Source organism: Mucilaginibacter sp. P2_A4, assembly GCF_056405015.1.
On the sequence record NZ_JBFUCX010000013.1, the window covers coordinates 24,197 to 37,912 of the forward strand.

The 13,716-nt window shown below is 43.2% G+C and carries 8 protein-coding genes; 4 read left to right on the forward strand and 4 right to left on the reverse strand.

Features of this window, described 5'->3' with window-relative positions; translation table 11 throughout:
• Nucleotides 1–16 precede the first annotated feature (16 nt).
• The 4 genes from AC1DYB_RS21995 to AC1DYB_RS22010 all read left to right on the forward strand — a co-directional run bounded on the left by AC1DYB_RS21995 (nt 17) and on the right by AC1DYB_RS22010 (nt 6,870).
• The gene (locus tag AC1DYB_RS21995; RefSeq protein WP_477438018.1) at nt 17–1,504 is read left to right on the forward strand and encodes a RagB/SusD family nutrient uptake outer membrane protein; all 1,488 of its coding nucleotides are present in this window, start codon (nt 17–19) and stop codon (nt 1,502–1,504) included.
• 4 nt (nt 1,505–1,508) lie between these two features.
• Complete coding sequence (locus AC1DYB_RS22000; RefSeq protein WP_477438020.1) at nt 1,509–2,186, forward strand: hypothetical protein; 678 nt, start codon at nt 1,509–1,511, stop codon at nt 2,184–2,186.
• A gap of 8 nt (nt 2,187–2,194) precedes the next feature.
• Entirely contained in the window at nt 2,195–3,145 is a 951-nt protein-coding gene (locus AC1DYB_RS22005; protein ID WP_477438022.1) for a hypothetical protein, read from the forward strand.
• 122 nt (nt 3,146–3,267) lie between these two features.
• Nucleotides 3,268–6,870, forward strand: coding sequence for a family 43 glycosylhydrolase (locus AC1DYB_RS22010; protein WP_477438024.1), 3,603 nt, complete (start codon nt 3,268–3,270; stop codon nt 6,868–6,870).
• Between the two features lie 385 nt (nt 6,871–7,255).
• Here the strand turns inward: AC1DYB_RS22010 and AC1DYB_RS22015 are convergent, their stop codons facing one another.
• From AC1DYB_RS22015 to AC1DYB_RS22030, 4 genes are all read right to left on the reverse strand, one after another.
• Complete coding sequence (locus AC1DYB_RS22015; protein WP_477438026.1) at nt 7,256–8,272, reverse strand: metallophosphoesterase; 1,017 nt, start codon at nt 8,270–8,272, stop codon at nt 7,256–7,258.
• Nucleotides 8,273–8,279: 7 nt separating this feature from the next.
• Nucleotides 8,280–9,287 carry a YncE family protein gene (locus tag AC1DYB_RS22020; protein ID WP_477438028.1) on the reverse strand — a complete coding sequence of 336 codons (1,008 nt, stop codon included), beginning with the start codon at nt 9,285–9,287 and terminating at the stop codon, nt 8,280–8,282.
• Nucleotides 9,288–9,350: 63 nt separating this feature from the next.
• Nucleotides 9,351–10,535: a right-handed parallel beta-helix repeat-containing protein gene (locus AC1DYB_RS22025; RefSeq protein ID WP_477438030.1), complete on the reverse strand. Its 1,185-nt coding sequence runs from the start codon at nt 10,533–10,535 to the stop codon at nt 9,351–9,353.
• A 17-nt stretch (nt 10,536–10,552) separates the two neighbouring features.
• A complete protein-coding gene (locus AC1DYB_RS22030; protein WP_477438032.1) occupies nt 10,553–13,273 on the reverse strand; it encodes a TonB-dependent receptor in 2,721 nt (906 codons plus the stop codon).
• Nucleotides 13,274–13,716: the final 443 nt, after the last annotated feature.

Here is a 13,716-nt window from a genome sequence, read left to right on the forward strand (position 1 = left end):
TCATAAAAATAAAAAAATGAAAAGGATATATAGCATAGCGATACTTTTTAGTATAAGCATATTAACTTTTTCCTGCAAGAAATTTCTTGACCTGAAACCGATAAGTACGCCCATCACTACCGAATTTTTTAAAACGGCCAATGAGGCAAACAGTGCCGTTGCAGGATGTTATTCGCTGCTGCGCACGGCGTTGAATAACAAAACGGTAACTTATTATGCCTATGGCGATATCCCGGCAGATGAATACAACGCGTTTGGCGGAGTGGAGGATATGACGGATGTTGGCAATGTGAACTGGTCATTACCTGTGCCGGCTACTGCTGATTACCGTACAATGATTAACCTGCGCAGGTGGGATAATTTTTACAGGGTGATTGATAATGCCAATTTGTGTATCCAAAATATACCGGCGGTTGATTTCTCGACTGATAACTCAGGCAACGATCCGGTGGTTACCAAAAACAATTTGCTGGGCGAGGCTTATTTTATGCGGGCCTTTACTTTCTTCTATATATCGCGGGTTTGGGGCGATGTGCCGCTGGTTATTAAAAGCGTAAACGCAGGCGATGCAACCAGCACGGCCAGAACTCCGCAGGCAACAGTTTTATCGCAATGCATTAGTGATTTAAAGAAAGCGATCCCCTTGATGCAGTATGGTTATGTAAACTCAAATAACCGGGCTATCAGGGCCAACCGCGGCAGTGCTTTTGCCTTACTGGCCCATATTTACGCATGGCAGCAGGATTATCAGAATTGTGCACAGGCGGCAGATTCGGTTATTAAAAGAGGTAACTACCAATTGGTAGATAGGGGAAGCGTTGGTTATTTAAGTATTTATAAAGGTCAGTCTACAGAAGGGATCTTTGAGATCAGCCAAAGTGTATCAAACGAAGGCTCTACTGCCGGTATTCCTTTCTTTACAACAAAATCGCCTTATAATACGCTCATTAACGGCAACGCGGTATTTACCATCAACGCCGACCATTTGAATAACCTTTTCGCGGATACCGCTGATTTGAGGTTGAAAAACGCATTTGCTTTCAGGGGTACTACTGATCCTATTTGTATCAAATATTCCAACTTCCTGTACACTCAGCAAAGCACCAATAAAATAGCGGTGGCTTATAATAACCTCATCGTTTTCAGGCTTTCTGACATTATTTTACTGCGGGCCGAAGCTTTGGCGGCAACAGGCCAGGCAACCCCGGCTATCAGCTTACTAAACCAGATTCGCACAGCCGCAGGAATTCAGCCATACAGCTTGAGCGACGGGGACCTGTTTGAAGCGGTAATAGACGAGCGCGGGAGAGAGTTGTTTTTGGAAGGCCATCGTTTTTATGACCTGGTGCGCCTGGCACGCCAGAAAAATATAGCCGAGTTTGGTGACGCAAAGATCAGCCTGTCTGAATTTGCCAGGGGCAAGTATTACTGGCCGATAGACCCAATCCTGATCACACTTGATAATAGTTTAAAACAAACGCCTTACTGGTCATCAAAACTGTAATAATATGAAAATCAATAAAATAACTTACTGCTTTTTTACATTGCTGATCGCGGTATCGGTATTAACTACGGGCTGTAAAAAAACATACATCACAGAGGATGGGGTACACAGTGCCAAAACAACATTAAGCACATTTGATTATCTGAAAAATCATCCTAATCATATTTTTGATACACTAACTACGATCATTAAGCATTATAATATGCAGGACGAGGTTAATAAGGCCGGTACTTTCTTCGCGGCTACAGATTATTCTATCAACCGTTATTTGCTATTGCAAAACAGGCGCGTGCAGATGATAGACGAGAATAATAAATTTACGATGGATAGCCTGTACGCCCGGTTAACACCGGATTCGCTAAGGCAATACCTGTTTGCCAAACAAATAAAGATCACGGATTTTACCGACGATCTGATCCATGTAAATACAAACCTGGCTAAAATTTCCTGTGGTGTTCAGCGAATCAAAAGTACAGATCCTGCTTATTATACCTTTTCATCCGCACCTGTGTATTTTTTGTATTACGTAAAAATAAGGGGAGCACTTGATGTGCCTGGCCAATTGCCTACACCGGCAAACCCGGCCGATGTGACCGTTTCCTGCCAAACACAGGGCATTGAAACCTCGTCGGGCGGAATCCTGCATGTGCTATCCAACACCCATACTTTCGTAACTTTTTAACCTGTATCATGATGAAAAAGAACTTTATATATTTATCATATTTCGCTTTTTTACTTTTAACCGCATTTGGAGGATGTAAAAAGCCGGAGGTAGGTTATATTAGTAATAACCTCAATTATAGTCCGCAACTGTTGATAGTGCCGCAAGGCATTACTATGTATTCCAACGCCATCAATTCTGATCAATCTACGCAGCCCTTAACCGTGAAATTACTATCGATAAGGAACAGGCTCACCGGGAAGGAAGCAACGGATATGTTAAAATTAGATACAATAAGCACATTCTCCGGGCAGATAACCGATGCCGATTCTACATTGGCATTGTTAAACGCAAAGATCACCAAAAGCCTAAAGCCACCATTTAATGTAAACCCTTTAGGTGGCAGGCTTGAATTTAGCACCGCTACAATCAATGTCGATTCGGGTTTTTATGATATCGATGTGCAGGTAAGTAATCAACGCGGTACTAAAACACTGATCAACGCATGCCAGATACAGCTGGTTGCCAAAATAAACTCATCTATCGGCTCCACATTTTCCTCTTATTCGGATGTTGGATCAGAAACTAACTTTGTATCATTACCCAGCCCTACAGCAGTTGTTACCCGCACTGCTTCCGGGCCCAATAAAGTGATCATTAAGGTGGTTGACCGTAACGGGGTGGCGTTTGATCCTTCGGCTGGCCAGGTTATCAATCGTGGCGACAGGGGAAATTATGCCCAGATGAATCCGTATTATCCAGTTGTAAAAACTTCTACCGGAATGGAATGGGGTTTCCCGGTTTTACCCAATGGTTTCCCCATCAAGTTAGGCGCTAATGGCACATTGTGTTATTATAGGATACCAGGTGCTTATAACACTTTAAACAAGAATGTGAACTTTACGTTCGATGCTTTTAAAGTGTTTTCGCCCGGTACGTATACGCTTACCATTACCTTGCCTACAATTACAAAAAAATAAATAATAAAATAGTTGATCCTGGTTAATTTAGTTGAAACGAAGATAGCCGTTCTGCAAAGCGCAGGCGGCTTCTTTGGCTTGATTAATATCAACAAACCGAAGGGTTATTTATACTTTACTGCATGAGTTTACAACGGTGTGTTTTGCTGCCTTTTATTCTGTTTACCTGTTTCCTTGCCGCAAAGGTTTCAGGCCAAAGCCAGGCCGTTTTGGCCGGGAATGGCAACCCTATAATCCCCGGTTATTTTGCCGATCCGACGATAAAAAAGTTTGGAGATACATTTTACCTGTATACAACTACCGATGGTAACGGTGGAGGCCTGGGGCCGTCGCAGGTATGGACTTCTAAAGATTTTGTGAACTGGACAATGCAGGATATGAACTGGCCTACCACACACAATTACTGGGCGCCGGATGCAACACAGGGTAACGACGGGAAGTATTACTTGTACTATTGCCAGCCCACGGTTGAAATATATGGAGCATCAGCATCAACACCGGTTGGCCCCTGGACCCCTTTGTATGCCGATAATAAACCGGTTCTTACCAATCTATACGTCCCCGGTGTAATAACGCTCGACGGGCAAACTTTTAGGGATGACGATGGTAAATTTTATATGACCTGGGGCACCTGGGGTATTTACCCGGGTTATGGCTGTGGTATAGGGCTTTTAAATCCCGATATGAAAACATTTGCTAAAACGGCGCAGATACCCAATACCGATGCTAAAGATTTTTTTGAAGGCTCTTTCCTGTTTAAGCGCAAGGGCATCTATTACCTGATGTACTCATCGGGTTTTTGCGAGAACGAAACCTACCGGGTACAGTATGCCACAAGTAAAACCGGGCCAATGTCTGGCTACGTATACGGAAAAAACAGCCCGATACTTACCACCAATACCGATGGAACGGTTCATGGGCCGGGCCATAATTCTGTATTACAGATTGGGGATGAGTATTACATTATCTATCATCGCCATAACAATCCACATTCGGGTGGGGGGTATCACCGGCAAATTTGTGCCGATAAGCTTGTTTTTGACGCGGATGGCAATATTGAAAAAGTGATCCCGACGCACACAGGTATCGGCTTACTGGCAACGGCTACTAACCCGTACCCCAACCTGGCCTATCAAAAAAAGGTAACCGCTTCTTCATTTTACAGCGACGATTATAAGCCGGAGTTCGCGGCAGACGATAATAACGGAACCTTGTGGAAATCTAAAGATAACAGTACGGCACCTGCATGGTTACAGGTAGACCTGGGCACTATCACCACCGTGAAAAAGGTGCTGACGCAATTTGAATATGCCACCTGGTATTACCAGTATTTTATTGAATACTCCATAAATGGAAAAGATTGGCAGATTTTTGCCGATAAAAGGTATAACCGGTGGCACGGCAGCCCCGTGATTGACGAGAAGGAAGTAAAAGCACGGTACATCAGGCTGACCATCACCGGCACGGAGCAGCCGGGTTTATATAAGGCAGTGTGGAACTTAAAGGTGTTTGCAGGCGGGAACCACGAAGCTGTTCCGGCGAATATCAATCTGCCAGTAGCCAAGGCCAACTTTAAACAACAGGGCTTGCTCATTGATGTTGATGCCGATGGCCTGCAACCGGGAACGATGGTTAAGGAATGGGCCAATAAAGGGGCCTTAGGCGGTGCATTCAAAACACAAGGCCGATCCCCTTATGTAGATTTTGTTGCAGGTAAAAAAGCGGTTGTTTTTAAAGCCGGGCAAACGTTGAGTTCTGGTTTTAATGTGCCAAACTCGCTGGCAGGCAATAATAGCTATACGGTTTGTTTTTGGGCTTATACAGGCCAGCAAAAAGGCGAAAACCCGGTGCTTGACTGGGCCGATGCGGGGGGAGATTTAACCGCTGCCACTTTCGGTTACGGTAGTAACCGCGATATGGGGGCGGCCCGGCATGGGGGATTTTCGGATCTTCCTTATAAAAAGGACATTGACCTTGCCGGCAGGTGGCACTACGTAGCCATGAGTTTCGACGGCACTTTTGAGAAAGTATATGTTGATGGCGAGCTGAATAACCAGGAGAATAAAATGCTTTTTATAAAGCCAGCCGCTAAATTTTTGATCGGTGGTCAGCAAGCCGGCCCTGCCCGTTTTTCAGGGGCGATAGCTTCACTGCAGGTTTATGACAGGCCTTTAACTGATATCGCGATTAAAGCGGCTTTTAGCCACGTAAAACAGCCGGATGTGGCAGTTTACCTTGATGCTGCCAAGCTGCCTTATGGCCAATTAAAAAACTGGGATAATGACGGAGAAGTGGGTGGGCATTTTACACCTACAGGTACGCCGCCCGAGGTGAAGGATGCTGCCGGGCGAATAGCCGTTTATATAGATAGTAAACATCCCCTGGTGTTGGATAAACCTTTATCCATTGGTAATGGGAATGCAGGTTACAGCATAGCAGCAATGGTATACAGCCAGGCACCGCAGCAGGGCAAATTCGTCAGTGGTTTTATGCCTGCCGCGATCAAAAATAATGATGATCTGAAATTTATTGCGGGTGCAGGTAAATGGCACCTGCTCGTTAAAACGTATACCAGTAAATTGGTAAAGGAATACCTTGACGGTCATTTAACCTTGACTAAGCGGTCAGCAATATCAGCAAAAAAAGCAGGTACGCTGGCGCTGGGGGCAAGCGGCGTGGATAGTTTTACAGGTTCAATCGCCAGCCTGGTTGTATATAAACATGCGCTTACCGGGGATGAAATCAGCACCCTGGTCGCTACCTGGCGTCAAAATATGCACCAGCCTGCGGGGGCTGAGCTGGTTTATAAAAAAGCACCCAAAGCCTTATCCCCGGAAATGATAGCTATGGAAGCGGGTTCGGCTGATGAGTCTGCCGACCTGCAATATTATTTTTCAGGAGGAAATGAATTAACTCCCCGTAATTGGACAGATAATCCCTATTACATCGATTATGGTCTTTCTCCGGATAAAACTTACCGGTACAGCTATAAGGTAAGGGATAACTTTGGCAATGTTACCGGCCCTTCTGCCGTAGCTACCGCCGGCACCGGGTTATCACAGTTTGTGATAGCCGCCGATGATTTTTCGGCCAACAAGGATTTTATTACGGGCGATGTGGCTGGCTCTGTATGGGATGGGGTGCTGGGTAAGGGTGCTACGCAGACTAATACCAAAATAGTGGCAGCTGATCATGCGCTCCGGATGGCATCCGTTGGTACCAACTGGGATGGAAATACACCCTATGGCCCCTTTTTATACAAAAAAGTCGCAGGCGATTTTGTTGCCGAAGTGGAGATCACTAATGTAAGCGGGCTGGCAGAGAAAAAAGTAGCGGGAAACCATGAGTCAGGCCTAATGGTGCGGTTGCCCCGCGATGAGGCAAGCGGCAATGGCAGCGAGCAGCTTTTACAGAATGGTATTTTTCCTGCCTGGAATGTAGGCAATATGCTCACCAACCTTGTGGATGGTGACCGCCGGCAAACCAATGCCCAATCTGCCTGGAATTTTAGCCGTTACCTGCAAATTCAACGTAGCGGGGATCTTTTTTATATCCGCACCAGTACAGATGATATCCACTGGGTGGATCTGCCCGGAAGCCCGGTATTACGCACGGATATGAACGGCAAGGCGGTACAGGTTGGTTTGTATCAATGTACTTATGGTCCTCAACCTGGCTTTGGAAGTTTTGCAAATTTTAAACTGGTGAGCACCAATGGAAAATAACCTTTAAAAGCCGGGTTTCTCTTTTTATAATATTTTATAAAACGCGTTTCGTCAAGCTGAAAAAATTACCGGCCTACTCAAAAATTGATGAGGCCGGTTTAATGATAAGCTAAAAGTTTTTTTAATCTCATGCGATATCACAAATGGGCAGTACGGCTGATGCTGAAGCAATCGGCGTTCTTGATAGCATAAAGGCTATTTTGGGTAAAAAAAAACCGCAAAACAGGTGTTGAATCTGATTTGCGGTCTAAGGTGAGGTCCGATCACAGTTCTCGAACACCTTTATAGAAAATTTGAAGAAAATAGTGTATGTAAATGTTAGTTATAAAATAATAACCGACTAACCTGAACATACCGGGACCGTTGACCAGTTTGTAACTGAACTCTAAGCCTTTTTTAATTCTGTTTCATACAAAACCTTACCAGCCTGATTGATCGCTTTTACATTTAAACGGTTTGCATCAACAGAAAAATACATAAAACCATGCTCTGATGCCTGGAAACGGCTATAGGCTTCTCCCTCAGTAACTTTGGTAAGCTCGGAGCCCGCGCCAGAAATAAATTGGTGTGTAAAACCATCAAGCTTTAAGTGTTGCAGGGAATGTTCATGGCCCGAAAGGTAAACATCCACCTTATGATCATTCAGGGTTTGATATAAGGCTTTTTTTATGGTAATGGTATCGTAATTATTGATACGCGGCCCAACGGTACAAAATGGATGATGCCCCACAACAATTTTCCATTTTACATCTGCAGATGCTTTCTCCAGCGTTTCGTTAAGCCATTTCATCTGCGTGGCCACATAATCAACCTTATCTTCATGTAAAAAAGGGTCGGTATCCATCATGATAAAAAGCACTTTGTCTTTCTTCTTATCGGCTACCGCGCTTTTTATTTCCTTGTCTTTATCCTTATTCAAGCTTACTTCTTTGGCGTAGTAACGGGCAGGCATATTCCACCGCCTGCTTATCTTGCTATACCTGATCTGTGCATCAACATCAGAGTGATGATCATGATTGCCAAATACCGGGTACCAATCGCACTGTAGTGAGTGAGCAGTGTAAATATTTTCGAACGAATAATGCCAAAGCGGGTCGGTTTCGCTAACCACACCTTTTGGGTAAAAATTATCACCTACCGAAATAACAAAATTATTTGGATGCGCCGCGCCCCATTCGCCCATTTGTTTGGCAACCTCCAACTGGTCATATTCACCGTTGCGGCCCCAATCGCCAAGTGCCATAAAGTGCATGGGAAAATCATCTTTTAAAGATGCGCTTGGCGATAGGTCGTCACTTTCAAAATGGGTAACCTGAGTTTTGGCCAGGCTTGTTAAAGGGCTTATTAGGGTAGCGCTAATGGCACCCATAGTAGTATTTCTTACAAAATCTCTGCGTTTCATGCAATTGTTAATTTAAACGATAAACCAGTAGTTTAAAGCTATCTGGAACTGGTGTTTTTGTACCTGGCTGAAAATCAACTACTGGCAGATATAGCTTATGGGTTAACAGATCGATAGCCATAGTTTTGGCCCTGTTTTGGGTGGTTATCGTTTGTATCAGTGTATAAGCATCCGGTGTGTCCTGTTTAAAAACGGTTGCGGTGCCATCCCCGTTAGAAGCAATTATCAGCTTGTTTTTAGCATCATAAACAACAGCATCTACACCAGCACCAATAGGTAGGGTTTGCACAATTTTGCCGGTTTTGGTGTCAATTACACTCAATCCTTTGTTTTCGCGACATACGGTAAATAAGCGTTCATTTTGTTTATCTAAAGCCAAACCTGTGGGGCCACCACAAGGCGCAAGCGGATAGTTTTTGATCACCTTTAAGGTTTTTGCATCAATTACATTTAAGCTGCTTTTATCTTCCAGATTGTTGTAAATAATGCCTTTGCCATCGGCAACAGCAAACTCAGGAGCGCCGCCCATATCTATCGTGGCAACTTGCTTTAATTCTTTGGGATCTACCACCACACAGGCGCTGCTATGGCCTTCAAAGGCGAAGATCTTTTTTGAATACGGATCATAAATAATACCATCGGCGCCATTACCCGTTACCGGAATTTCTTTAACAACCTTCAAAGTTTTAATATCAAAAGCTATGACTGCGTTGGCTTTTCCATCGCTTATAAAGCCGAGGTTAAGCTCATTTACAATGGCAATGCCATGTACGCCTTTCATATCGGCAATGGTGCCAATTACCTTTTCGGTTTTAAGATCTACAACATTTACGGCTGTACCATGGGATGCATATAAAACCTGGTTAATTTGATCAATATATACATAATCGTATCCGCCGTTGCCTGGCAGGTGGATGGTTTTATCGGCCACATAACTTAGTTTTTGGGCTGAGGCGAAAAAAGGGAGCGCAATAAATAAAATAAAGGTTAGTACCTTGTAAATACTGGTTTTCATATGTTGAGTTTTAAAAGTAAAAATGGACGGGGCAATAAGCCCGCCCATATAAAAAATTATATTTTAGTGCTGGTTGCCTTTGCCATCTACAGTATAAGCACCCAAGTCCTGGTTGTATTTAGGGTTACCCGTTCCAAATGCTGGCGAACCATTTTGCAAGCGGAAATTGTTGGTGTTTTCAAAGCCGTTGGGAGCCAAAACAGTCCCATCAAATTGCACAAACAAAGGATCAAAGTTGTTTATGCTTTTGGATATGAGGTCTGTTGGCTGTGGCTTACCTAAGCCAGATGCAGGATAAAAGCCATCTCTTATGTTTACCCCTGCATAGGTATCTACGGTTGCATAAAACAAGTTGTTGCCATAAGTGGTATGCACCAGGTCGCCGTCATCAAATAATTCAAGCCCATGATAACAATTTACTATGATATTATTATAAATATGGCCGATGGCATTAACGCCAACGGATACGCCGCGTCCGGGTTCTGCCGCGCCTCTTCTCCAGCCATTAGATACCAGGGTGTTGTTATACACATCGACTTCGGTTTGCGGGAAGGGTACCTTAGAGCTTGTTTCAAGTTTTATCCCACTGCCCGCCTGGCTAAATATGACATTGTAGGCCACAACGCCCTTAACACCAGATTTTAAGTTGATGCCTTCGCCGTCGGTGCTGCCCGAAGAGCTGATGGTATTTCTTAAAAGGGTAACGGTTGCCCCATTGCTTATAGCCATCAAATCGTCCTGTCCGTTTGTAAACCATGAATCCTCAATATCTACATTTATTGCAGCTTTAACTTTAAGTGTACCGCGCGCACTGCCGCCGCCATCAGGACCGCCGGTGTTATCAACATGTGTCCATTTAATAATAACTGCCTGCGCGGTATCGCATTGGAAACCACCCCAGGTACCCGGTTTATTGGTATCCGAGTTAAATAGAATAGGTTGGCTTTTAGTGCCCAATAATTGCAGCACACCCTGGATGTTGATTTGGGCATTATTTTTTACAATGACAATAGCCCCCGGTTGTGATGATAAGGTATCGCCCTTTTTCACAGTCAGATCTGAAGTAACCGTATACGTTTGACCGCTTAGCAGTGTGCCTTTTACAAAACCGCTGATGTCGCCAGCTGCAATGGGGCTCGAGGTGGGTATTTTAACCCCGTTAAACGTTGTAAATTCTGCTTTTTTGCAGGAGGTTATGGTTATTAATATTAGGCCCGTTAATATTAAATATATTTTCTTTGTTCTCATTTTGCTGATTTATTAGGTTATAGTGAATAACGAATCCCCAAATTAAAACTCACGTTATATAAATCCTTTGATTGTAATAAGTTGTTGATTTTTACAGTTGTAGGTGTATTTAACAGGTTGTTGATTTTGGCTGCCAGTACTAAATGTTTGGCAACCTGCTTTTCGCCCGAAAGGGCTAAAAACGACTGTGGCTGCTGGTAATAATCATAGCCATAATTAGGGTAAACTAGTGATAAAGTTTTACTGGTGTAAGTATATGATAACTGAACAAATGCCCCTTGTTTATCATTTTTATATAACAGCGAAAGATTTAGAACATCGCCTGTTTGCCCTTGCAATGGCCTGCTTTGATATTTAATTACTGGCTTACCATTTACAGTACCATCTTCGGGCACATCTTTGGGCGATTTGATATTTGAATAGGTGTATGTATAATTACCAGATACACCCAGCTTGCCAAAATACCTGCTATAAACAATTTCGGCCCCGGTTACTTTGGCCGTACCAAAGTTTTGCGGCTGCGTGTTTAATTGGCCGCCGCTTAAATCTTTCAAAGCAAACTCAATAGGGTTTGTAATGTTCTTATAAAAAGCGCCTAAGAAAAACGCCTCTTCCTTACCCGGAAATAGTTCATACCGTATATCATAGTTATCAGATTCGGTATGTTTAACGTGCGGGTTACCGGTAACATCGGTGCTTTCGCCCAAGGTTGGTGTTGGTACCAGTTCATATAATGAAGGCCGGGCTATCGATTTAAAATAAGATGCTCTTAAGTTTGATTGCTCAGTCAGTTTATATTTTAACTGGATGCTTGGTAAAAGATCGGTATACGTTTTTTTTGCATTACTCAGGGAGTCCAGTACAACAGGGTGTGTATCATAACCCTGTTTGGTGCCTTCAACGCGTAGGCCTCCTATAATATTTAATCTATCAACCTTTAGCTTAATTTCTGCGTAGCCGGCAGTTATATTTTCATAAGCCGTATAATTTGTTTTGTCGTTCTGATCTGTACCTGTTGGGTTGTAAACCACAAAGCCCGATGAGTAAATATCAGTGAATACACTTTTGTCGCCATTTGCAGTTGGCGCAGCCTTTAATATATATTCGTTTTGATGATTAAAACGGGTACTGTGCCTGTACAAACCACCCGCTTTAATTTCAATGGCGCTTTTTTGCCCTAAGGCGGTTTTATAGCCAAGGTTAGCTAAAGCGCTAAGGTCCTTATTGCCGCTTTTTTGCCATATTCGCGATATGTTGTCAAAATAATCGGGGGTGCTGGTAAAGTCAGGTCTTATCAGGTGATTTATAGATAGATCTGCCCTGTCTGGTGCATTTTGGGTAGAATTACTGTATACGCCTGCCCAATCAAAAAGCCAATGACTGGCAATTACATGCTTGCCACTCACTTTAAGGTTTTCAACGTACTGGTTTTGGATATTTGACCGGTTATCATTAAACACCGTTCCGGTACCGGGCCCTATCCTGCCGCCGTTGCCGCCCAATATAGAGGTATCTATACTTAATCTTGTTTGCGCAATGTGTGTATAAAGAAATACGTTATCAATACCTATCTGGTTATTGTCATCAAACTTGTAATCGATATGGGTAGATAAACCATTGTTTAATTGCTGCGTAGAATAAGTACGGTTAGCCACGTCGGAAATAACAGGCTGAAAATTTTTACCTGCTCTTGGATCTGGCTCGGCGATATTAAATTGAGAGTTTGTACCATAGTACTGGTTTTGATAACTATCTGCGACTATGAAACCCAATTTATTTTTCAAAAACCGGCGACCGTAAGTAAACCCGAATAAGGACGTAAGCGGTGCATTTTTTTTAGTAAAATCAAGGTTAGCACGTGAAAAATAACCTGGAGTAGCTACGTAACCGGGGCCAAATCTTTCAGTAGGGCTTTGGCTTTGAACAGCGCCATGGCTGAAATCATCAAACTTGCGGTTAAAAAACAAGGCGCTGTAACCTACAGAACCATTGGCCTTAAAGTACTCATACTCCGGTGCATCTTTAAACACCAGGTTAACGGTACCCCCAATGGCATCGCCTTCCATTTCGGGTGTTAAAGATTTGCTAACCTCAATTTTCTCTAACAGATCTGACGGCACGATGCTAAGAGAAATAAACCTCGATACCGGATCCGGGCTGGTTACTTTAACACCATTGATAAGCGTGTTGTTATAGCGAGGCTCCAAACCGCGGATAATAGCATACGCTTCATCAGACCCGCTATTGCGCTGGATGGTAACCGCAGAAACCCTTTGCAAGGCATTAGCTGCATTAATGTCAGGTGATCTTTGCATAGCCTGCGCAGATAGGACATTGGTAATATTATCCGCGTTTTTTTCTGTCCTGCGGGAGGAGGTTTCCGATTCTTCATTGTTTTTCCCGTATACACTTACCTGTTTAAGAGATACCGATTTTTCTGACAGATTAATATTCAAAACAGATATTTGGCCATCCGATAACCGGATAGTCTCTTCGTATTCTGTATAACCAACATATTTAACCTTTACTTTATAGGTGCCGGGAACTATATTGGTAATGGAATAGTGTCCGAATGCGTCGGTAAGCGCAGCGCGCTTCTGGCCGTCAAAGTGTATGTAAGCCCCACTTAACGGTTCTTTGGTCTTTTCGTCAACAACCTGCCCTTTTAAAACGGCCTGCTGGGCATAAGTAAATGATGCGGCAAAAATAAAAATAGCAATCAGGTAAAACTTGTTCATTATGGCGTGTTTTTTCCGCAAAACACCCCGTCAAATCTGGAGAAATACTGAATAAATCAGCCGTACACAATAACTTAATCTTTTGATAATCAAATAACAATAAATAGGTCACTCCTGTATGGGCACATTACGTTTATCACGCAATAAGGTAATTTTAATTTAACAGACGATGGGCTAAAATGAGGTGCCATCATTAGTATCTTTTTAGTTATACTCTTAAATGAAACACGGCAGTCTTTTGATTATACTCACTCAATTTAGTCCCCATAACCGGATGTGAGGTGTAACAATACCGTACAGGCAGAGAGTTTTGGTGATGCTTAGGGCCAATCCCCCGATCTTTTAGCGAATGGTTTAATGAACCCATTATAGTCAAATTTCGCAATCTCTCATTAAGCTGTTATTAAACAAACGCACATGGCGATTAATTAATTCCCTATTAA